The 21,692-nt window shown below is 66.6% G+C and carries 25 protein-coding genes; 14 read left to right on the forward strand and 11 right to left on the reverse strand.

Annotation, left to right across the window (positions count from 1 at the left end; all coding sequences use genetic code 11):
• Position 1 precedes the first annotated feature (1 nt).
• The 3 genes from BW971_RS08980 to BW971_RS08990 are packed head-to-tail and all read left to right on the forward strand — an operon-like array spanning position 2 to position 2,988.
• The gene (locus BW971_RS08980) at positions 2-958 is read left to right on the forward strand and encodes a carbohydrate ABC transporter permease (protein ID WP_076478911.1); all 957 of its coding nucleotides are present in this window, start codon (positions 2-4) and stop codon (positions 956-958) included.
• Complete coding sequence (locus tag BW971_RS08985; protein WP_076478673.1) at positions 958-1,833, forward strand: carbohydrate ABC transporter permease; 876 nt, start codon at positions 958-960, stop codon at positions 1,831-1,833. The genes BW971_RS08980 and BW971_RS08985 overlap by 1 nt, the downstream gene beginning before the upstream one ends.
• 42 nt (positions 1,834-1,875) lie before the next feature.
• A complete protein-coding gene (locus BW971_RS08990) occupies positions 1,876-2,988 on the forward strand; it encodes an ABC transporter ATP-binding protein (protein WP_076478675.1) in 1,113 nt (370 codons plus the stop codon).
• A gap of 47 nt (positions 2,989-3,035) precedes the next feature.
• On the opposite strand, the gene BW971_RS08995 is transcribed toward BW971_RS08990, so the two are convergent.
• Entirely contained in the window at positions 3,036-3,359 is a 324-nt protein-coding gene (locus tag BW971_RS08995) for a hypothetical protein (protein WP_143690270.1), read from the reverse strand.
• Entirely contained in the window at positions 3,352-3,543 is a 192-nt protein-coding gene (locus BW971_RS09000; RefSeq protein WP_076478679.1) for a hypothetical protein, read from the reverse strand. Before BW971_RS09000 ends, BW971_RS08995 begins: the two co-directional genes overlap by 8 nt.
• Before the next feature lie 83 nt (positions 3,544-3,626).
• Between BW971_RS09000 and BW971_RS09005 the strand changes: the two genes are divergently transcribed.
• From BW971_RS09005 to BW971_RS09020, 4 genes are all read left to right on the forward strand, one after another.
• Positions 3,627-4,610, forward strand: a complete 984-nt coding sequence (locus BW971_RS09005) for a GlxA family transcriptional regulator (protein ID WP_076478681.1) — start codon at positions 3,627-3,629, stop codon at positions 4,608-4,610.
• Between the two features lie 136 nt (positions 4,611-4,746).
• Complete coding sequence (locus BW971_RS09010; protein ID WP_076478683.1) at positions 4,747-5,370, forward strand: AIM24 family protein; 624 nt, start codon at positions 4,747-4,749, stop codon at positions 5,368-5,370.
• Positions 5,371-5,373: 3 nt separating this feature from the next.
• A complete protein-coding gene (locus tag BW971_RS09015) occupies positions 5,374-6,069 on the forward strand; it encodes an AIM24 family protein (protein WP_076478685.1) in 696 nt (231 codons plus the stop codon).
• Between the two features lie 9 nt (positions 6,070-6,078).
• Positions 6,079-6,837, forward strand: coding sequence for an AIM24 family protein (locus BW971_RS09020; RefSeq protein ID WP_076478687.1), 759 nt, complete (start codon positions 6,079-6,081; stop codon positions 6,835-6,837).
• A 10-nt stretch (positions 6,838-6,847) separates the two neighbouring features.
• On the opposite strand, the gene crcB is transcribed toward BW971_RS09020, so the two are convergent.
• Genes crcB through BW971_RS09035 form a run of 3 tightly spaced genes read right to left on the reverse strand, consistent with a single transcriptional unit; the run spans position 6,848 to position 8,011 of the window.
• A complete protein-coding gene (gene crcB / locus BW971_RS09025; protein WP_076478689.1) occupies positions 6,848-7,216 on the reverse strand; it encodes a fluoride efflux transporter CrcB in 369 nt (122 codons plus the stop codon).
• Positions 7,217-7,232: 16 nt separating this feature from the next.
• Positions 7,233-7,778, reverse strand: coding sequence for a fluoride efflux transporter FluC (locus BW971_RS09030; protein ID WP_407701205.1), 546 nt, complete (start codon positions 7,776-7,778; stop codon positions 7,233-7,235).
• Positions 7,775-8,011, reverse strand: a complete 237-nt coding sequence (locus tag BW971_RS09035) for a CDGSH iron-sulfur domain-containing protein (RefSeq protein ID WP_076478691.1) — start codon at positions 8,009-8,011, stop codon at positions 7,775-7,777. Before BW971_RS09035 ends, BW971_RS09030 begins: the two co-directional genes overlap by 4 nt.
• Before the next feature lie 69 nt (positions 8,012-8,080).
• Here BW971_RS09035 and BW971_RS09040 point away from each other — a divergent pair, with 69 nt between their 5' ends.
• From BW971_RS09040 to BW971_RS09050, 3 genes are all read left to right on the forward strand, one after another.
• Positions 8,081-9,079: an iron-containing redox enzyme family protein gene (locus BW971_RS09040; RefSeq protein ID WP_076478693.1), complete on the forward strand. Its 999-nt coding sequence runs from the start codon at positions 8,081-8,083 to the stop codon at positions 9,077-9,079.
• 101 nt (positions 9,080-9,180) lie between these two features.
• Positions 9,181-9,954, forward strand: a complete 774-nt coding sequence (locus BW971_RS09045; RefSeq protein ID WP_083709552.1) for a methyltransferase — start codon at positions 9,181-9,183, stop codon at positions 9,952-9,954.
• A 162-nt stretch (positions 9,955-10,116) separates the two neighbouring features.
• On the forward strand, positions 10,117-10,389 hold the full coding sequence (locus tag BW971_RS09050) for a hypothetical protein (RefSeq protein WP_076478695.1): 273 nt from the start codon (positions 10,117-10,119) through the stop codon (positions 10,387-10,389).
• Here the strand turns inward: BW971_RS09050 and BW971_RS09055 are convergent.
• On the reverse strand, positions 10,300-11,532 hold the full coding sequence (locus tag BW971_RS09055) for a TDT family transporter (RefSeq protein WP_076478697.1): 1,233 nt from the start codon (positions 11,530-11,532) through the stop codon (positions 10,300-10,302). The two genes, BW971_RS09050 and BW971_RS09055, sit on opposite strands and share 90 nt — an antisense overlap.
• 90 nt (positions 11,533-11,622) lie before the next feature.
• Here BW971_RS09055 and BW971_RS09060 point away from each other — a divergent pair, with 90 nt between their 5' ends.
• On the forward strand, positions 11,623-12,546 hold the full coding sequence (locus tag BW971_RS09060) for a LysR family transcriptional regulator (RefSeq protein WP_076478699.1): 924 nt from the start codon (positions 11,623-11,625) through the stop codon (positions 12,544-12,546).
• Positions 12,547-12,566: 20 nt separating this feature from the next.
• Here BW971_RS09060 and BW971_RS09065 read toward each other — a convergent pair whose 3' ends face one another.
• Both BW971_RS09065 and BW971_RS09070 read right to left on the reverse strand, forming a co-directional pair.
• Positions 12,567-14,024, reverse strand: a complete 1,458-nt coding sequence (locus BW971_RS09065; RefSeq protein WP_076478701.1) for a catalase — start codon at positions 14,022-14,024, stop codon at positions 12,567-12,569.
• Between the two features lie 33 nt (positions 14,025-14,057).
• Positions 14,058-14,504 carry a Fur family transcriptional regulator gene (locus BW971_RS09070; protein WP_076478702.1) on the reverse strand — a complete coding sequence of 149 codons (447 nt, stop codon included), beginning with the start codon at positions 14,502-14,504 and terminating at the stop codon, positions 14,058-14,060.
• Positions 14,505-14,730: 226 nt separating this feature from the next.
• On the opposite strand from BW971_RS09070, the gene BW971_RS09075 reads away from it, so the two are divergent.
• Positions 14,731-15,753 carry an isopenicillin N synthase family dioxygenase gene (locus BW971_RS09075; RefSeq protein WP_076478704.1) on the forward strand — a complete coding sequence of 341 codons (1,023 nt, stop codon included), beginning with the start codon at positions 14,731-14,733 and terminating at the stop codon, positions 15,751-15,753.
• A gap of 4 nt (positions 15,754-15,757) precedes the next feature.
• Complete coding sequence (locus BW971_RS09080) at positions 15,758-17,068, forward strand: amidohydrolase family protein (protein ID WP_076478706.1); 1,311 nt, start codon at positions 15,758-15,760, stop codon at positions 17,066-17,068.
• A 35-nt stretch (positions 17,069-17,103) separates the two neighbouring features.
• Here the strand turns inward: BW971_RS09080 and BW971_RS09085 are convergent, their stop codons facing one another.
• Positions 17,104-17,823 (reverse strand): hypothetical protein, encoded by a 720-nt coding sequence (locus BW971_RS09085; RefSeq protein WP_234974315.1) that lies wholly within the window; start codon positions 17,821-17,823, stop codon positions 17,104-17,106.
• A gap of 241 nt (positions 17,824-18,064) precedes the next feature.
• Between BW971_RS09085 and BW971_RS09090 the strand changes: the two genes are divergently transcribed.
• Positions 18,065-19,321: an EAL domain-containing protein gene (locus BW971_RS09090; protein WP_076478708.1), complete on the forward strand. Its 1,257-nt coding sequence runs from the start codon at positions 18,065-18,067 to the stop codon at positions 19,319-19,321.
• 20 nt (positions 19,322-19,341) lie between these two features.
• Here BW971_RS09090 and BW971_RS09095 read toward each other — a convergent pair whose 3' ends face one another.
• On the reverse strand, positions 19,342-20,367 hold the full coding sequence (locus BW971_RS09095) for an aspartate-semialdehyde dehydrogenase (protein WP_076478710.1): 1,026 nt from the start codon (positions 20,365-20,367) through the stop codon (positions 19,342-19,344).
• A 3-nt stretch (positions 20,368-20,370) separates the two neighbouring features.
• Positions 20,371-21,636, reverse strand: a complete 1,266-nt coding sequence (locus tag BW971_RS09100; RefSeq protein WP_076478919.1) for an aspartate kinase — start codon at positions 21,634-21,636, stop codon at positions 20,371-20,373.
• Positions 21,637-21,692: the final 56 nt, after the last annotated feature.

Raw genomic sequence — 21,692 nt, forward strand, 5'->3', positions numbered from 1 at the left:
AGTGGCCACCGCATTGGTCGAACCGGGCGCGGACGCGTCGCGGGATCCGCAACCCCTGAGCTCGGGCCGCGACCACATCTCACGCGCCGAGGGGTGGCGGCGGCGCGGCCCGCTGCTACCCGCCCTGATCTTCATGATCATCGTCACCCAGATCCCGTTCCTGGTGACGCTGTACTACTCCACGCAGTCGTGGAACCTGGTCCGCCCGGGATCGCGGAAATTCAACTGGCTCAACAACTACGTCGAGGTCTTCAAAGACAGCCAGTTCTGGTCGGTGACCGGCAACACGGTGTTGTTGATCGTCGGGACGGTGGTCATCTCGGTGATCCTCGGGTTGATCTTCGCCCTACTTCTCGACCGGAAGTTCGTCGGCCGCAGCGTGGTCCGCACCCTGTTGATCACCCCATTCCTGGTCACCCCGGTGGCATCGGCGTTGTTGTGGAAGACCAGCTTGCTGTCCCCCACCAACGGGTTGGTCAACTGGGCGCTGCGTCCGTTGGGCCTCGATGTCGACTGGCTCAGCGAGTTCCCGCTGGCCAGCGTGATGGCCGAATTGGTATGGCAGTGGACACCGTTCATGATGCTGCTCATCCTGGCCGGACTGCAGTCGATGCCCCGGGACATCCAGGAGGCAGCCCGGGTGGACGGGGCGACCAGCTTCCGGTTGTTCCGCGAGCTCACCCTGCCCCACCTGCGTCGCTTCATCGAGCTGGGGACCGTCCTCGGCGCCATCTACCTGGTCAACACCTTCGACGCGGTGTACATGATGACCTCCGGCGGTCCGGGCGTCGCCAGTTCCAATCTGCCGTTCTACATCTACCAGCGCGCATTTCTGGGCTTCGACATCGGCCAGGCCGCCGCGATGGGCGTGGTGACCGTCATCGGCACCATCGTCGTCGCGACACTCGCGCTTCGACTCATCTTCAAGAGCTTCAGCGGAACCGAGGAGCCTGCCTGATGACCACAACCGCCCCCCGCCCCTCCGCAACCGAACACCGGGCCACTCCCACGGTGACCCGACGCCGCCGACCGTCGGCCGGTGCGCTGACCACACTCACCTGGATCCTGGCCGTCGGGTTCTTCTTCCCGGTGTTGTGGATGGTGATCACCGCGTTCAAGAAAGAGAGCGATGCGGCCACCAACCCGCCGCGCTTCGTCTTCACGCCCACTCTCGAGCAGTTCCGCAACGTGTTCGACGCGGGTATCGGTACCCCGCTGCTGAACTCCTTGTTCGCGACCATCGTGTCGACGGCGCTGGTGCTGCTGCTCGGCGTGCCCGCCGCGTTCGCGCTGTCGCTGCGACCGGTCCGCAAGACCTCGGATGCGTTGTTCTTCTTCATCAGCACCAAGATGCTGCCGATCGTGGCCGCGATCATCCCGCTGTACGTCATCGTCGGCAAGATCGGCATGCTCGACAACATCTGGACACTGGTCATCCTCTACACGGCGATGAACCTGCCCATCGCCGTCTGGATGATGCGGTCGTTCTTCCTCGAGGTTCCCGGTGAACTGTTGGAGGCGGCCAGTATCGACGGCGCGGGTCTGTGGACCTCGGTACGCGAGGTGATCCTGCCGTTGATCTCTCCCGGCATCGCTGCCACCGCACTGATCTGCGTGATCTTCTCCTGGAACGAGTTCTTCTTCGCGGTCAACATGACCGCGGTGAACGCGCAGACCATGCCGGTGTTCCTCACCGGGTTCATGTCCGGACAAGGCTTGTTCTGGGCACAACTGTCGGCCGCGTCGGTGCTCGCCGCGCTGCCCGTCGTCATCTGCGGCTGGATCGCGCAGAACAAGCTGGTCCGCGGCCTGTCCTTCGGCGCCATCAAATAGCCACCCACCCCCTGCTCCCCGGCTCGTCACAAGGAGAACCCCATGGCAAACATCACCTACGACCGCGCCTGCTGCGTCTACCCCGGGGCCGACAAACTCGCGGTCGACTCCCTCGATCTCGACATCGATGACGGCGAGTTCGTCGTCCTGGTCGGTCCCTCGGGTTCGGGCAAGTCGACCGCGCTGCGCATGCTCGCCGGTCTCGAGGAGATCGACAGCGGTGCGATCGAGATCGGTGGTCGCAACATGGTCGGTGTCGCCCCCAAGGACCGCGACATCGCCATGGTCTTCCAGAACTACGCGCTGTACCCCAACAAGACCGTCGGTGAGAACATGGGATTCGCGCTGAAGATGCGCGGTATCTCCACCGCCGAACGCGAGAAGAAGGTGGCCGACGCCGCGAAACTCCTCGACCTCACCGACTATCTGGATCGCAAGCCGGCCAGGCTCTCCGGTGGCCAGCGCCAACGCGTCGCCATGGGACGCGCGATCGTCCGCGAACCGCAGGTTTTCTGCATGGACGAGCCGCTGTCCAATCTCGACGCCAAACTCCGCGTGCAGACCCGCACGCAGATCGCAGCCCTCCAGCGCCGACTGAACACCACCACCGTCTACGTCACCCACGACCAGGTGGAGGCGATGACCATGGGCGACCGCGTCGCAGTGCTCAAGCACGGTGTCCTGCAACAGTTCTCCACACCCACAGATCTCTACGATCATCCCCGTAACGCATTCGTCGCCGGATTCATCGGATCGCCGGCGATGAATCTGTTCACCGCACCCGTACAGGACGGCACGGTGCACGTCGCGGGGTCGCCGGTGGAACTCGCGCAGGACTCCGCCGCGTTGCTGAAGCAGTCCGGGTTGAGCTACGTCACGGTCGGTATCCGGCCCGAACAGCTCGAACTCGCCGACGGTGGCGACGGCGTGGACGCCGACGTGGCCCTGCTCGAGGAACTCGGCAGCGAGACCTACGTCCACGCCGACGTCAACGACGCGGCCATAACCTCGCTGGAGGGCGGTTCGGTCTCACTGGTCGCCCGGTCGGCGCGGCGCGCGCCCGCCAAACTGGGCGAGGGCATCCGATTGCGGCAGGTCAGCGGCGGTATCGTCCACCTGTTCGATCCGGAATCCGGTGAACGCCTGGGTCGTTGACCTGACCGAGATCCTGCGACGGAGCCCGGCGTCGAGCGGGCCGTCGTTCACACCGAGCGGGGCGGCGTTCGCGGCACCGGGGCAGTGCAGCCCGAGAGCTCGTGCAGACCACGGGCGATCGCGGTGTCGACCACGTCGACGAGGTCCGCGAGACAGACCACGCGATCCGTTACGTCGTCGGGTGTCCGGACGGTACCGGACAGGACCTCGTCGACGATCCCCCGCGCGACCTCCGGCGACCAGCCGTGCAGTCGTCGCAGTGGTTGATATGCCGCGATGCCTCCGACTCCCGGGAACTGGCGTTCGACACCAGCGCGTACGGCGTCTGCCGGGTCGAGTCGGAGCAGCACCGCGACGCGCGGATCAGGCACCATCGTGACCCCGCCGGTACTGCTCCAGCATCTGCAGCTCTGCGGTGACCCGGTCGGCATCGGGACCGAAGGGGCCGATGTAGCCCAGCGGCATCCGCGAGATGTGCTCGGTGCGTTGGTGATTGCGATAGACGACTACGATCGTGAAGATCAGGACGGGAACGAGGACGATTGCGATTTCCATGTCTGTAACTGTCCGCGCACACATATCCTGCCACCAGTGGCTGGATAGACAGTCTTCGCAAATTTTCTGCCATACTTGACGACATGTTGCGGAAGGTCGCCGTCATCGTGCAGAACCGGGTGGCCCTGTTCGAGTACGGCGTGATCAACGAGGTGTTCGGGATCGATCGCACCGACGACGGGGTGCCGCCGTTCGAATTCCTGGTGTGTTCACCCACGCCGGGAGTCCCGCTCGATTCCGGTAACGGCACCTCGGTGACCGCCCCACATCCGTTGACCGCGGCGCTCGACGCGGATGTCGTCGCGGTACCCGCCGGGGGAATCGGCGACCCGTCCGCATTCGACGACGACTATCTGGAGACCCTGCGGGAGGTCGTCCGTCGCGGCGGTCGTGTCCTCACGGTGTGCACCGGCGCATTCGCCGCGGCCGCGGCCGGTCTGCTCGACGGCAGGCGGTGTTCGACCCATTGGCGCTACGGCACGCAATTGGCCGCGATGTACCCCGACGTCACCGTGGACACGAGCGTCCTCTTCGTCGAGGACGGGCCGATCATCACCAGCGCGGGTACCGCCGCGGGTATCGACGCCTGCCTACATCTGGTCCGAGAGGAGTTGGGACCGCAGGTTGCCAACCGCATCGCCCGCCGGATGGTCGTACCACCCCACCGTGACGGCGGTCAGCGTCAGTACGTCGAGACACCCGTCCCCGACTGTGCAGGCGACGGCTTCGGCGAGGTGCTCGGATGGATGTTGGAGAACCTGCATGTCGAGATCGCGGTCGCCGATCTCGCCGCTCGCGCCGTGATGTCGCCGCGCACGTTCGCCCGGCGGTTCGTCGACGAGGTGGGCACCACTCCACACAAATGGTTGACCGAACAGCGGGTCCTGCACGCACGCAATCTGCTGGAGTCCACGTCGCTGTCGATCGACGAGGTCGCCGAGCGCGTGGGGTTCGGATCGGCCACTCTGCTCCGTCATCACTTCGGCGCGACTGTCGGAGTCTCCCCCACCGCCTACCGCCGGCGGTTCTCCTGCCCCACCGACCGCGCAGCCATCGGCCGATCCTGAACGACGGCCCACTCGACGGGGATGACGGCCCACTCGACCGTCGACCGCGCGGTTTCCGCGCCGGTTTGCCCGATCTGTATCTACGATGATGCCGACGAATCGAATTCGGAGTGCACCACTGCCCTGAGGAGCGCGGATGGCGGAACTGGCCGAGTATTCCAAGCGCATCGTGGAAGTCCGGTTGAACAACTCCTCGGTCCGCGCGATCAGCGGCTCGATGGTGTCGTACCAGGGCACCGTGCAGTTCAAGACGGCAGGGTTCGGCGGTGGGTCCGGGGTGCTCGCCGGGCTCAAGCAACGGGCGACCGGGGAGAGTCTCAAGCTGATGGAGTGCAGCGGTTCCGGGCTCGTCCATCTCGCGGTCAACGCGCAGTACACCACGGTGCTCCACCTGAACAACGAGACGATCCAGGTCGAATCCCGCCAGTTGCTCGCCATGGCGGGCAATCTCCAGAACAACGTGACGTTCACCGGATTACGGGGCATGAGCTCGGGGCAGGGCCTGTTCACCACCACGGTCACCGGCACCGGACAGGTGGCCCTGCTCTCGGCGGGTGGCCCCCTCATCCACCTGGAGGTGAACCCCGGTCTGCCTCTGGTGGTCGACCCCGACGCCTTTGTCGCCGCCAAAGGCCAACTGCAGCAGTCCTTCGTCACCGACGTCAGCTGGCGCGACGCCGTGGGTCACGGCAGCGGTGAGGCGTTCTCCCTGCGGTGGCAGGGCAACGGCATCGTGTCCATCCAACCCGCGGAGCGCTGAGTCATGGTGTTCGAGAAGATCAACAGCAAGGTGGTCAGCGTCGACCTGGCCCGCGCGGGTGGTGTGGTCGCTCGCCGCGGCGCGATGCTGTTCTACACCGGCGACGTGCACTTCGCGCCGCATGGCATCCCCGGTGCCGGTGGGATGGGAGTGGGCGCTGCCGCCGGGATGGCCGGGCGGATGATGCGCGGCGAGCAGGAGGCGACCATGCTCGCCCAGGGCCTCGGCATCGTGCACTACGGGTTCCGCGGGCTCGCGGTCCACGTGGTCGATCTGGGCAACGGCGGACAGATCACCGCGGACATGTCCCGCATGCTGGGGTACACGGCGGGACTCCAGGCGTCGGTGGTCTCGATGTCCACCGCCTCCGGGGGTGGTGGGGGTGGCGGGTTGATGGGTGCGCTACGGGGTGCGGCCCAGGGCGCCCTCACCGGCGACGGGATGTTCACCACACAATTGAGCGGTCAGGGTGCGGTGGTCCTGCTGGCGCACGGCGAGATCATGGAGGTTCCGGTGGGAAACAATCCGGTGGTCGTCGATCCGCAGGCCTTCGTGGGAACACAGGGGAATGTCCATACCCAGGTTCGATCAGCCGCGGGCTGGCGCGACGCCGTCGGACGGGGCAGCGGCGAGGCAATGCAGTTGCACTGCAGCGGTACCGGAATCGTGTACGTGCAGGCATCCGAAGAGAAACTTTGAGAGGCCGACGTGAGTGGAGTGCTCAACCCGGCGCAGCTACCGGGCGACGACAACATCCCCGGCAACACCTACGCGTACTACATCGCGCTGGACTCACCCTGGATCATGTCCAAGGGGGCGATGATCGCCTACTACGGTCAGATGAACTTCGTCTCGCTGATGCAGGGCTTCCGACAAGCAGCACTCTCGTCCATCGCGGGAACGTTCAGTGCGCCGATGTACCTGAACGACTTCGTGATCGCGGAGGGTCACGGCACACTGATCATCGGCGACCGCGGGTACGACATCAACTCCTACGACCTCGACGACGGCAACCTGACGGTCCGGTCGGCCAACCTGCTCGCCTTTCAACCGGGTCTACAGCTCAACCAGTCGATCGTCCCCGGATTCCTCACCCTCATCGGGACGGGGAAGTTCCTCGCCTCATCCAACGGACCGGTGATGTTCGCCGAACCTCCGCTCCGGGTGGACCCGGAGGCCCTCATCGGGTGGGCGGACTGCCCGTCGCCGAGCCACCATTACGACCAGAACTGGATCAACGGGTTCGCCGCGGCAGGCGCCCACATGTTCGGTGCGCACAGTGGGGAGGAGCAACAGTTCGACTTCACCGGCGCGGGCACGGTTCTCATCCAGTCCAGCGAGAAGGTGCGCGACGACCACCAGGTGGTCCGCAACATCCTCGGTCAGCTTCCCGGGCTGTCCCAGAGCGGCACTCAGCAGATCATCCAGACCGCTCAGACACAGCTGTCACAGCAGAACCAGGCGTGAGGGAAGCCGCTCACGCGAGGTAGACGAGCGCGAGGCCGAGTCCACAGGCGGCCGTGGACACGACGATGCCGGACAGCCCGTAGCCCAGGGCGAGCAGGTGTCTGCGTTGCTGCACGAGTCGTACGGTCTCGAAGCTCGCGGTGCTGAAAGTGGTGTATCCGCCACAGAATCCGGTGCCGACGATCGTCTGCCACGGACCGGGTGCGCCATGGAACAGCACCAACCCGGCCAGCACACCCAGCAGCAAGGATCCGGAGACGTTGATCGTCAACGTCTGCCACGGGAAATCCTGCCCCCATCGAGCTTTCAGGCGAGAGTCGACCACGAAGCGCGCCACGGCACCCACCGCCCCGGCAACGACGATCGCCAGGATCTCCATCAGTGACCGGCCCCCCTCACCCGGACGTCCCGGTGGTTCTGCGGTGGATCGCTTCCGCGGTCACGATTCCCACCCATGCCGCGACGACTCCGAGAACCAGCGAGGCCGCGAGGTAGGCGACCGCCGTCGCGACGTGACCGCCCCGCGTCAACAGCGAGGCCTCGAGGGCCAGGGTGCTGTAGGTGGTGAAGGCGCCGCAGGCGCCGGTTCCGGCGACTAGGCGGACCCGCTGTCGCCATCCGACATCCGGCCCCAGACGGCTGAGAGTCTCCAGGAGCGCACCCAACACCACGGCTCCGACGATGTTGATGACGAAGGTCCCCCACGGCCAGCCGTCCGGGTCGTGCGGGATCGCCTCCTCCACGACATACCGCAGGTAGGTGCCCACCAGTCCACCGAGGGCCACCGCAGCCCACGAGCTCGGCCGCAGATGGAGTGGTCGCACATCCCCGACATCCGGGTCGAGCGGCGCCGCCGTGTTCATGTCCCCCTGCCCGGTGTCACCCGGAGCGACGCCACCGTCGCGGGAACCCTGGCGGCCCGAACGCTGTGGACCGGTCACCGGTCGCGCCGCTTGTCTCGCCGCAGTTTGTGGGAGCCGTCGCAGAACGGGGCCAAGGACGTTCTGCCGCATCGACAGAGAGCCACGGTGGACCGATGTGTCGGTATGGGGTTACCGTCGGAGTCGAGTAGAGACATCGGCCCGGACACCAACAGCGGGCCCCGCTCGCACACCACGATCGACACCTCGTCGGCGCGCCTGTCGTCCGCGTCATCAACCTGACCGGAGTTCATATGCCCTCACTTTCCGCACCGTCACGCGCCACCGGTGCGTCCGACCATACAAGCGCCGATCAGGCACGGATGCCTGTGCCCGAGCCCCGTGGGCCGCTGAGCGCAGAGCTCATCGGCACCATGACGCGGGACAGAGACGGCGCCGACTTCCGGCGTGCGGTGGCCGCGACGGTGCTGCCGTCGGGCCGCGACCTGCTCGCCGACGAGGATCTCCAACTCACCCTCACCCTTCTCTACGAGCTGCACCTCAGGGGCATCACCGGTGTGCCAGACCACCGCGAATGGGACCTCGATCTCCTGGCGGCCCGGGCGCAAATCGAGCGGCCGTTCGACGAGGCGCTGGGTCGCGCGGATCCCGTTCCGGGATCCGCGGAAGACCTCATCGACGCCCTGTGGGCGGCCGGTGAGAGCGACGACGGACCCCCGATGTCACACTTCATGGCTCGCACCGCGACCACCGAGCAGTTCCGCGAACTGGTGGTCCACCGGTCGTTGAACCAACTGCGCGAAGCCGACGTCCACACCCTCGGCATCCCTCGCCTGCACGGCGGACCCAAGGCCACGTTGATCGAGGTCCAGGCAGACGAGTACGGAGGCGGCCGACTCGACCGTATGCACGCGATGCTGTACGCGCAGACCATGCGGGCCCTCGGACTGGACGATCGCTACGCCCACCACATCGACCACGTCCCGGCGACCACATTGGCCGGGTTGAACGCGCTGTCGTACTTCGGGCTGCACCGCGACCGTCTCCCCGAGCTGATCGGTCACCTCTGTCTGGTCGAGATGACGTCGGCCTTGCCGAGCAAGCAGTACGCCCGGGGCCTTCGTCGATTGGGGTTCGACGCCGCCGCGACGTTGTTCTTCGACGAGCACGTCGAGGCGGATTCGGTGCACGAACAACTGGTGGTCCGCAACCTCGCCGGGGCCCTGGCCGCAGCCGAACCGGGTGCGCGGGCCGGTCTGGTCCGTGGCGCTGCGGTGTGCGGACGTATGGACACTTTTGCGGCCGAACACATCTGGAAGTCGTGGCAATCCGGCAACTCGTCCTTGCGTCTCCCGCTGTGACGTACGCTGGTCCTCGAGCCGGGAGATGACGCGATGAGGCGTCGGTCGGCGGTCCTGGGTTCAACCGCTGCCCACTCCTTCCGCAGTGAATCCGGTGGTGCATGACGACCAATTCGCAGATCCCCCGAGCCCGATACCTCGCAGGCTCCAGTCGACTTCCTGATGTCTCGCCCGTCGACGACATCGCCGACATCCTCGACGCGCTCCCGCTACCCGTCCCCCGCATCACCGATTGGCCCGGCGTGTATCGACCCGACGTCGACTCCGCACTGCTCTGCGCCGCGGTCAGTCGCGAACTCCTCGGCCACCGAGAGATGCCGTCCGCCGCCGAGATCTGCGCGGGCAGCGGTATCGCATCGATCTACGCTGCCCGTCTCGGGGCGTCGGTGACCGCCCTGGACCGTGGTCGTCGCCAGGTCGCAGCCATCCGGATCAACGCCGCTCGGAATCGGACCCGGGTGCGCGCCCGGCGAGCCGACGTCCGAGCCCCGCTGCCGCTCGAGCCGGTGGGCCTGCTGTTCGCCAATCCGCCGTACGTTCCCACCCCGGTGGACGCGGCCGACACGCCCGCGGCCAGGGCCTGGAACGCCGGCGGTCGTGGTCGCGACATCCTCGACGCGATCATCGAGCAGATCCCCACCGTCGTCCGACCCGGTGGCGTCGTGTTACTCGTCCATTCGGCGCTCAACGGCGTCGATGAGACCTTGCAGCGCCTCGCCCAGGTCGGCTGCAAGGCACGGGTGACCCGCCGGCACTCGGTGGCCTTCGGCCCTGTCATGCGTGAGCGGAGCGAGTGGCTGCGCGACAACACGTTCATCTCAGCAGGTCAGGCCGTCGAGGAACTGGTGGTCGTGCGCGGACTGCAGATGCGCTGAGGTGCCCGGTGTGGACCACGGTCCGCCTGTGCATGGTCTGAGAATTGCGTATAAATGCCGTCGAAGTCCGGCATCCGTGCTCCGGTGTGTCTAGTGTGGACGCACAGGTCGACAACCCCACCGCCTCTCCTGGCGGTGCGATGCTGGAGAAGGTGGTCACCCATGACGACGACTCGCGGTCCTCGTACCGGAACGGTCCTGCCCCTGCACTCCCGCGGATCGACGGTCGTCGCATATGTCGCCGTGGCCTACGCGATGGTCATGGGGTTCGTACTCACCCTCGTCTACGCGAGTATCGAACACGGCCGCCCGTTCGCCACCGTCGACATCATCAACAGCAGTGCGTCACACTGGGTGTGGGCGTCTCTCGCCGCGATCGGCATCGGTTCGGTGTTGACCGTGGCCGCCCGTCGCACCCGCCACTCCCGCCGCTGACCGTTCCGACGGAAAGAACAGTCGGCCACTGACCGATCCGCCGATCGTGTACGTCGCGACCGTCAGCCACGCGACGACCAGCACGCCGAACAGCATCACCGCCACATCCTGGGCGGTCGTCGATCCCGACGCCGAACCCCACGCGGTCATCCCGGTCACGCAGGTACCCACCGGGAAGGTGAAACTCCACCACGCCAGCGAGAAGCGGAGCCCGGTACGCGCTGCACGCACGGTCACGATGGTGGCCACCGCGCCGAGCACTGCGCCGACGAACCCCATCACGATGCCCACGTCCATCCCCGCCTGTTCCAGCCAGCGGGCGACGGCGGGTTCCACCACCGATCGTGACCGCGCGGCCAGCAGGTTGGCTGCGGTGGTGGACTGTCCGACGATGCCCAGGGTGATCCACATCGTGGGCGCTGCCTGCACCGAGTCCAGCCCCCGGCGCGCGAGCCGGAAGACGACACAGGCCAGGGTGATGGCCCCGGTGACCGCGGACAGCGCGAAGAGGGCGTAGCAGAACGCCAACATCATCAGGCGTCCCGGTCCTGCGGGCATCACCGGGATCAACAACGACCCGGTGGACGCGGAGACCATCGGAGGTACCACCGGCATCAGCCAGGCGGGCAGCGCCGCGGTGCGGTCCGTTCGCGGATTCAGGATTCGCGCCGTCGCGAGGAGACAGGTCGCGACACCGAGAACCGTACCCAGGATCCAGAGCGAGACGAACACCGTCGTCATCGCGGTCGCACCGAACACCGTGGGGCCGACCTGCACGGCACCCGCCCCCACGGTGAGCAGCGCCATGGGTGGTGCGCCGTAGAAGTGCACCATCACCGGATGCCGGAGATAGCCGACGGCGTTCGCGCGGTGGTGAACCCAGTGCACCACGAAGCCCACGGTGAGCGCCGCCAACACGACGGCGGCGAGCATCCAGATGACCACGGCAGCGTCACGCAGCCCAGCGGAGCGCACCGGGAGGGTGGCCGCGGCGTTGGCGACGATGCCGGTCCCCATGACCGACGCGAACCAATTGGGCGTCAGGTGTCCGAGCAGACCACTCGACGCGCGCGGGTCATCCGACGGGCGCCGGCGCTCACGACCGATGTGGCCGAGCTGTTGCCGATGGGTCGCGAAAGCCATGCTCCCAGCGTCGACCGTCGGCGACCTCGCAGGTAGAGGTCTTGTCCTTGTCCGGCCACAAGCCATGCTTGTGGCCGGTACGCTCGGGTCGTGGTCCTCCCCGCCCGCCTGCCCGAGCTCAGCGCCCTCGACGTGCTGGCCACGGTGGCCACCGCGGGGAGCATGAGCGCCGCCGCACGCACCCTGAACCTGAGTCAGCAGGCGGTGAGTTCCCGGGTGCACGCGGTGGAGAGGGAACTCGGGATCACCGTCTTCCGGAGGTCACCGGTAGGCGTCGTCCCCACCGACGAGGGTGCCTTGATCCTGCAGTGGACCGAGGACGTCCTGCGATCGGCGCACGACTTCGCCAGTGGCCTCTCGTCGCTGCGCGACCGCCGGTCGAGCGCGGTGTCGGTGGCCACCTCGATGACTGTGGCGGAATATCTCATCCCCGGATGGCTGGTCACGTTGCAGGCCGCCGACCCCGAGCTGCGAATTCACGTCCGCCCGATGAACAGCGCCGACGTGGTCGATGCGGTGCGCATCGGTGACGCGGACGTGGGATTCGTCGAGGGACCCGGCCCCGACGGCGACTTGGAGTCGACCGTCATCGGCACCGACGACCTGGTGCTGGTGGTGCCACCCGGACATCCGTGGGCAACAGACGAGCCCGTCGATGCCGTCACGATCGCCGCGACCCGGATGGTGCAGCGGGAGCCGGGCTCGGGAACCGCACAGGTCTACCGGGATGCGCTGGCCCGGCTGGACCTACGCCCAGCCGAACCCCTGTTGCAGCTCCGCTCGGTCTCCGCGATCCGTACCGCGGTGATCTCGTCGGGTGCGCCCGGGGTGGTGTCGCGTCTCTCGGTGGCCGACGACCTGCGTCGCGGAACATTGATCGAGGTGACCGTCGCGGCACTGGATCTGAGCAGATCACTTCGCGCCGTCTGGCCTCGCCACACCGGATTACGCGGTGCGGCGCGCATTCTGGTCGAGCATGCCCAGCATGAACAACTGGGCATGCCCGACCGTTGAATCCCGGGGTCAGCCCGGTGTCACTCCCGGCCGGCGAGCACACCTTCCTCGATCTTCTTGCCGATCTCCGGGTCGACGTTCTTCCAGTATTCGAACACCCGTGACAACACCGGCTCGCGGACACCGTCGAGCACATGGCCGACGACGTTGCCCACCAGACGCTCCCGTTGCGCATCGTCGAGGACCTCGCGGACCAGGGTGCCCGCCTGGACGAAATCACCGTCCTCCGCGTGCTCGATGTACCCCGCCCGTACCGCATCGCCGTCGAAGGTCCACAGACCTTCATCCCCGGCGACGGCAGCGTCGGCGTGCGGGCCGCCGAACGAGTTCGGTGCGTAGACCGGTACATCCGGTCCGGTGGACCGGTACCGCATCGGGCCTTCCTTGGAGTAGGTGTTCACCACCGCGTTCTTGGCGTAGTTGACCGGCAGTTGTGAGTAGTTCGCACCGATGCGGTACCGATGGGCGTCGGCGTAGCTGAACACCCGCCCCAGCAGCATCTTGTCCGGCGAGAAGCCGATGCCCGGAACCACATTCGACGGTTCGAAGGACGCCAACTCGATGTCTGTGAAGAAGTTCTGCGGGTTCCGGTTCAGCGTGTACGTACCCACATCGATGAGCGGGTAATCGCGCTGCGACCAGACCTTGGTCAGATCGAAAGGATTGAACCGGTAACCCTCGGCGTCCGCCTCGGGCATCACCTGGATCTTCAGCGACCAGCTGGGGAACTCGCCGCGCTCGATGCTGTCGTACAGATCCTTACGGTGGTGGTCCGGATCGCTTCCGGCGAGCTCGTCGGCCTGCTCCTGGGTCAGGAACTCGATGCCCTGGTCGGTCTTGAAATGGAACTTGACCCAGAACCGCTCTCCCGCTTCGTTCACGGTTTGGTACGTGTGCGAACCGAAACCGTCCATGTGCCGCCAGGTGGCCGGGATACCGCGGTCACCCATCAACCACGTGACCTGGTGTGCGGATTCTGGACGCAGGGTCCAGAAGTCCCACTGCATGTTGTGGTCGCGCAAGCCCGAGCCGGGCAATCGCTTCTGCGACCGGATGAAGTCCGGGAACTTGATGGGGTCCTTGATGAAGAACACCGGGGTGTTGTTGCCCACCAGGTCGTGGTTGCCGTCCTCGGTGTAGAACTTCAGCGCGAAACCCCGTGGGTCCCGCCAGGTGTCGGGGCTCCCCTGCTCCCCGGCCACGGTGGAGAACCGTGCCAAGGTCTCGGTGCGCGCGCCTGGCTGCAGGAACTTCGCCTTGGTGTAGCGCGAGATGTCGCCGGTGACGACCAACTCGCCGAACGCCCCGCCTCCCTTCGCATGCACCACCCGCTCGGGTACCCGCTCACGGTTGAACTGGGCGAGCTTCTCGATCAGGTAGTGGTCGTGCAGCAGGATGGGCCCCTGCGCTCCCGCCGTCAGCGACTCGTTGTCGCTGGCGACCGGGATCCCGGTGTTGGTGGTGGTGTACGGGGTCATCGACAAACCTCCTGTGTTGCTGGGCTGATGGAGTTACTGGGCTGATGGCTTCGATGGATGGGTGGCGACACACCGAGGACAGCGTCCCCAGAAGGTCACCTCGGCCTCGTCGACGACGAATCCGTGATCGTCGTCCGGGGTCAGACACGGGGCACCGCCGACCACGCAGTCGATGTCGCGGATGTCGCCGCAGTCGCGGCAGACGAGATGATGGTGGTTGTCACCGGTACGGGTCTCGTAGCGCACCGCAGAGCCTGCCGGCTCGATCCGCCGCAACAGGCCCTTCTCGGCGCAGACCCGCAAGGTGTCGTACACCGCCTGGGTGGACACACCGCCCAACTGTTCGCGCACCCGCGACGCAACGAAATCGGCTGTCGAATGAGGACTTTCGGCGAGGACCTCCAATGCCGCGAGCCGCGGTGCGGTGACCCTCAGGCCCACGGTCCGCAGCTGCTCGCGCAGCGCACTGTCGATCGGCATGCGATCACCATAACGGACTATCTGGAATAGGTCCAGTTTATGGAATGACTCTTGACTGTGGACGGTGATCACTCGAGTGGCACCGGTGCCCGTTCTGTCCTACTGTCGTCGGCACGAGGTCGTGTGTAGCACCGGGCAAGAGCCCCAGTGTTCGCGTCCGCGGGATCCACTCTCTTGGTCCCGCGTCGAAAAGCGCACGCGCTCTCATCACGAAGAGAGTCTTCCCATGCCGGAGAACACACACACTCCCCCGTCCCACGACGACCGAACAACTTTCGACCTGACCGAACTCGACCGCGAATCCCGGATGGGCGGTCTGGGAACGGAGACCACCGACCGCGAAGTGCGTCGTATCAGCCTCGCCGACTTCGACACCCGGCGCGACCAGATCGGCGAGGAGCTGTGGTCGGCGGCCACCGACATCGGATTCTTCCAGGTGGTCGACCACGGTATCGACCTCGCCACGGTGGATCGGGCCTTCGAGATGTCGGCGCGGTTTTTCGCACTTCCGACGGAGGTGAAGTCGCAGTACCCGCTCAAGAAGGGCCAGAACGCGGGTTGGGAGTACCGCTCGCAGGTGCGTCCATCGGTAGGAACACCCGACCAGAAGGAGTCCTTCCAGGTGACTCGGCCGCGGATGGACGGCCTGTGGCCGACCGATGCCGAGATCGACGGATTCCGTTCCGTGATACTTGATTTCGAGCATCGCTGCTGGCGGTTGGCGATGAACCTGCTCAGTTGCTTCGCCGACCGGTTGGGCTTCGACCGCGACTTCTTCACCCGCGCCCACGACCCCGCGGCGAGCGCCTACCAGAGCACCCTGCGTCTGTTGCACTACTATCCGTTCCCCGACGATCTGCTCGGTGTCGACAATCAGTGGCGTGCGGGTGCACACACGGACTTCGACGCGCTGACCCTGCTGTTCCAACGGCAGGGACAAGGCGGCCTTCAGGTGCTGCCCGGAGCCGAGGCGGACACCGAGGCGTGGACGCCCGTGGAACCGTCCGACGACGCCATCACCTGCAACATCGGCGACATGCTGATGCGCTGGTCCGACGACCTGCTGCCGTCGAATTTCCATCGGGTCCGGGCACCTCGCAAGGGTGAGGACACCGGACCGCGGTACACCATCGCGTACTTCGCCCAAGCCAACACCGATGTGGTGATCGAGAGCGCGGCGGGGACCCATCCGCCGATCACCGCCGCCGACTACCTCGCGCAGCGCATCGCCGCGAACTTCGGGAAGTAGCTCCATGCCCCTCGACGTCACCACGTTCGCCGACGTCACCGTGTTCACCGGCGGCCGGTGGCGCGAACACCGCGACGTCACGGTCCGCGACGGAGTCGTCGACCGCATCGAGGAGTCCGCCGGTCGTGGCGGTGAGGTGACCGGTGGCTTCCTGATCCCCGGATTCGTCAACACCCACACCCATCTGCAGCAGTCGCTGATGCGGGGTATCGCCGAATGCACTCCGCTGCTGGAATGGTTGCTGGCGGTCGGCACGGAATCGGTCGCCATCACGCCCGACCGTGCGTACCTGGCCACCGTGGCCGCGTGTCTGGAGTCATTGCGGTCGGGCACCACCACGGTGGTCGAACACATGTGGCCGCATCCGTCGACGGAGGTGCATGAGGCCGTGCTGCGCGGCCTCCGCGACACCGGTATCCGTGCGGTGCTCGGCCGCGGCGTGGCCGACCGCCCCGACCCGAGTCGTAAGTGGGGTTTCGAACCCCGTCTGATGCAACCTCTCGACGAGGTGACCGCCCACATCGACGAGTTGCGCGCGCAGGTCGTCGGTACGCCGGTGAGTCTCGCGTTGGCCGTGCCCAACCCGCGGTCACTGACCCCGGACGGCATGGCCACACTGCGGCAGTTCGCGCAGGAGCGGTCACTGCCGGTGTCGATACATCTGCTGGAGACCACCACCGACGACGACATGTGCCGCGCACACACGGGAATGGGTGCCGTGGAGTACCTCGATTCCCACGGCTTCCTGTGGGACCGGGTGCTCGCGGTGCACGGGGTGCAGCTGTCCCCGACCGATCGCGCGGTGTTGTGCGAACGCGGGGTCGCGGTCTCGCACAACCCGTTGTCCAACATGCGGTTGGGCAGCGGGGTGGCTCCGGTGCCCGCGATGCTGGCCGAGGGACTGTCCGTGGGTCTCGGCGTGGACGGCGCGGCCAGCAACGACACCCAGGACATGCTGGAATCGCTCCGCATCGCTGCGTATCTACAACGGGCGGTGCACCAACGGGCCGATTTGTTGGGCTTCCCGCAGATGCTCGACATGGCCTGCGGCGGAGCGAACGCGGTACTGGGTCTGGCCGAGGTGACCGGCGGGGTGACGATCGGAGCACCCGCCGATCTCACCGTCGTCCGTTTCGACCGCGACTACGCGACGCTGCCGGTCCGCGACCCCGGGGCCTCGATCCTGACCACCGGGAGTAGATCCGTCGTCGACACCGTGGTCGTGGGCGGAGTCGTGGTCATCGCCGACGGACACAGCACGCGCGTCGACGAGGCCGCCCTGACCAACCAGCTCGGCGCGCTCGGCCGCCGGTGAGAGGCGGCGGACCAGACCGTCGGCCGACCAACGGGTCAGTGTCGGCCGGCCCGCCACGCACCAGGTGGCCGCATGCGCATCGACGCGGGCAGCCACTCACCGACCGCCTTGCGGTACGTGCACAACACCGACAGGACCAACAACGCGAACTGCACCCACCCGACGATCGCTATCACCCCGGAGATCTGCGGGTGCGCGAACAGCAGGTCGATACCGATGGGGATACACAGCAGGTTCACCACCACGACGGTTGCGAAGCAGTTGCGACAGTTGCGGCTGTGGTTACGCGAGGTCGCGACCAGCAACGGGTACTCGATGGCCAGCAGCACGAGCGTGGCGATCAGCATCGCCGGCGGGAAGAACGAGGCCAGGCTGTCGACCTGGCCGTCGGGCGCCGCATTCTGCGGATCGCTGATCTCCCCCTGCTGCAGGTACTGCCGAACCGCGTCGGTGACCGTACCGAGATTGATGAATCCGTACAGCACGCTGATGAGAGCGGCGACCGCCGCGCCGTTCCAGAACAACCACGCCTGTCGCAGGGCAGCGGGCGGTTCGCCGATCGCCCCTTCCTGATCGGCGCGCAGCGCGGCGGCGTCCTTGTCGGCCGACTGCCGTTGCATCGCCGCGAGATCCGCGTCGTCGAGATCCGACTGCGACGGCAGATCGGCACGGCGGAACCGACGGTCGGCGATGGAGTCCGGTGACGACGACTCCGGATGCTCGGACGGATCGGGGGACGATGACGGCTGCGGCACATCCCGATTGTCGCATCCGTCGGACCTCGGACGAGGTGGTCGCCGAAATCGCATGCGGGTCACCGCCAGGTTCACGACGAGAAACGCCTGCGCGGGTTTTCGCGATTACGTGTCGACATGCCACGATTACGGTCGATCTCGGATTCACAGTCGGACGCAATCGGCGGCGCGACGGCGATTCTGTGAGCACCTTCACAGTGTCCCTCGCCGGTTTACGCACCTCTAAGGGGGACTGCACACGGTGGCACCGCACGAATCCGAGTTGCGCGCGCTCCTCGACGACCCGGACCTCATCGTCCCCCAGTTCCAGCCGGTGTTCGACATCGAGACCGGTGATCTCGTCGGTTACGAGGCACTTGCCCGGTGGACGCGATTCGGCGATGTGGGCCCCTTCGAGATGTTCGCGACGGCCCGCGAGCTGCGCGTTGCCAACGACTTCGACTGGCTGTGCCGCCGCGCCGCCATCCGCGAGGCCCGCGACACGGGATTACGCAAACCGCTGACCCTCTTCGTCAACGTCGAACCCCGTGGACTCCGGGCCAGCGCGCCGTTCCGCGTCGACGCGGCGGGAATCGCCGGAGTACTGGACCAGATCAACGTGGTCGTCGAGCTGACCGAACGCGATCTCTTCCACGATCCCGCCGCCGTGGTGGCGGCAGTCGAATGGGCGCGGTGCAACGGTGTCGGAGTCGCTCTCGACGACGTGGGGGCCAACCCCGAATCGCTGACCATGTTGCAGGTGCTCCGCCCGGACATCGTGAAACTCGACGGGCAGGTGGTGCGCCACCCACTGGACCACCCCAACACCTTGCGTACCGTCGCCGATTACGTCGAGCAGACCGGGGCGGTGATCCTGGCCGAGGGCATCGAGACCACCGAGCACCTGCGCAACTCGGCGGCACTGGGAGCCCGTTACGGTCAGGGCTACCTGCTCGGACGCCCGGCGCCGCTACCGGCGACTCCAGAGCATTCGGTCGCCGAACTGCCGAAACTGGATCCGGTGGCCCGCGCGTTCCCGCGGCTGCCCAGCGAGATCCTCTCGCGGACAACCAACGTCATCAGTCCGAAGTCGATCGTGTCGGACATCTGTTTCGAACTGGGCCGCAGCACTGCGATTACCAGCCCACCGGAATGTGTGCTCGTCGCCATGCAACCCGGGCCTCATCACGACGAGGTCGTCGCCGGCCTCGAGGCGGTTCTCAACGATCATTCGCTGATCGGGTTCGTGGGTGCGGGACTACGGCCCGACTCCCCGCTCCGCGGATCGGATGCCGTCGGGTTCGACGGTGAGGTGTGCACGACGATCCTCGGGATCGGGTACTCGGCCGCGGTGGTGGGACGGCGTGTGGACCAGAGCGGACCGCTGCTGGATCGTCGGTACGAGTGGACCATCACCCACGACCGGGACATCGTGTCGGCGTTGGCCCGATGCCTGATGTCCCGTCTCGCGCCACTCCCCGACGACAACGACGGACGGTGCGACTCCATCGACGGCTGATCTGTTCCGCCGCAGGCGGATCAGACCAGGAGCTCGGCGATCTGGATGGTGTTCAGCGCCGCACCCTTGCGCAGATTGTCCCCGGCGACGAACAGCGCGAGCCCATGGCCTTCCGGCGCACCGGGATCCGTCCGAATCCGGCCCACCAACGAGGTGTCCCCACCTGCCGCGGCCAGCGGCGTCGGCACGTCTGTCACGGTGACCCCCGGCGCGGTCGCCAACAATCGCTGCGCATCGGACACCGACAACGGACGCTCGAACTCGGCGTTGATCGACAACGAGTGACCGGTGAACACCGGTACCCGCACACAGGTCCCGCTGACCAACAGGTCGGGCAGACCGAGGATCTTGCGCGACTCGTTACGCAGCTTCTGGTCCTCGTCGGTCTCGCCGCTACCGTCGTCCACCAGCGCACCCGCCAGCGGCAGCACGTTGAACGCGATGGGAGCGACGTACTTCACGGGATCCGGGAAGTCGACCGCACCACCGTTGTGGACCAACGCCTCCGCATCACCGATGGCGGCACGGGCCTGGGTGGCCAGTTCCTCGACACCGGCCAGGCCGCTACCCGAGACCGCCTGGTAGGACGACACGATCAGTCTGCGCAGCCCCGCAGCGTCGTGTAGCGGCTTGAGCACCGGCATCGCCACCATCGTGGTGCAGTTCGGGTTGGCGATGATGCCCTTCGGCAGGTCGTGCACCCGATCGCCGTTGACCTCCGAGACCACCAGCGGGACGTCGGGATCCCTACGCCACGCCGACGAGTTGTCGATGACGGTCACCCCGGCCGCGGCGAAGCGCGGTGCCTCGGTACGCGACATCGTCGCGCCCGCGGAGAACAGCGCGATGTCGAGTCCGGTCGGATCGGCGGTGGTCGCGTCCTCGACGACGATCTCCGCTCCCCGCCATGGCAGCTTCGTGCCCTCCGATCGCGCGGAGGCGAAGAAGCGCACCTCGTCGGCTGGGAAATCTCTCTCCGCCAACAGCTTCCGCATCACGGCGCCGACCTGACCGGTGGCGCCGACCACACCGATTCGACGGGCCATGACTCAGCGCCCCGTTCCGGCGTACACCACGGCGGCCTCGTCGCCACCGAGGTCGAAGGCGGCGTGCAGGGCACGGACCGCGTCATCGAGTTCGGTGTCGCGGCACAGCACCGAGATCCTGATCTCGGAGGTGGAGATCAGTTCGATGTTGATGCCGACCGAGGACAACGCCTCGCAGAAGGTCGCGGTCACACCCGGGTGACTCTTCATCCCGGCACCCACCAGCGACACCTTGCCGATGTGATCGTCGTAGAGCAGTTCGGTGAAACCGATCTCGGCCTTGAGCCGGGTCAGCTTCTCCACCCCGAGCGGACCGACCTCCCGCGGCAGGGTGAAGGTGATGTCGGTCTTGCCGGTGTCCACCTTCGACACGTTCTGCAACACCATGTCGATGTTGATCTCGGCGTCGGCCACGGCACGGAAGACCTTGGCCGCGTATCCCGGTCGGTCGTCGAGACCGACCACGGTGATCTTGGCCTCGCTGCGGTCGTGGGCCACGCCGGTGAGAATTGCCTCTTCCACTCCGATGTCCTCCATAGATCCCGACACCAGGGTGCCGGGTTTGGTCGAGTACGACGAGCGCACGTGAACCGGGACGTTGTAACGGCGCGCGTATTCCACGCACCGCAGCATCAACACCTTGGCCCCGCAGGCCGCCATCTCCAGCATCTCCTCGAACGACACCGAGTCGAGGTGGCGGGCATCGGGAACGATGCGCGGATCGGCGGTGTAGATGCCGTCGACGTCCGTGTAGATCTCGCAGACATCGGCCTTCAGTGCCGCCGCCAGCGCGACCGCGGTGGTGTCGCTGCCGCCGCGACCGAGGGTGGTGATGTCCTTGGTGTCCTGTGCGACGCCCTGGAAGCCGGCGACGAGGACGATCGTGCCGTCGTCGAGCGCGCTGCGGACACGCCCGGGCGTGACGTCGATGATCTTCGCCTTGCCGTGGCTGCTGGTGGTGATCACCCCGGCCTGCGAACCGGTGAACGACTGCGCCTCGGCCCCCATCGAGCTGATGGCCATCGCGACCAGAGCGTTGGAGATCCGTTCACCGGAGGTCAGCAGCATGTCCATCTCACGAGCAGGCGGCGAGGGGCAGACCTGGTTGGCCAGATCCAGCAGCTCATCGGTGGTGTCACCCATCGCCGAGACCACGACCACCACGTCGTGGCCCTGCTTCTTGGTCTCCACGATTCGCTCGGCGACCCGGCGGATTCGTTCGGCCGAACCGACCGACGAACCACCGTACTTCTGGACCACGAGCGCCACCGTGTTCACACCTCCGGTCGATTGCGGGCAGGCACCGTCGACCAGGGGTCCGGTGC

The sequence above is a fragment of the Williamsia sterculiae genome, from assembly GCF_900156495.1.
GTDB classification, from domain to species: Bacteria; Actinomycetota; Actinomycetes; order Mycobacteriales; family Mycobacteriaceae; genus Williamsia_B; species Williamsia_B sterculiae.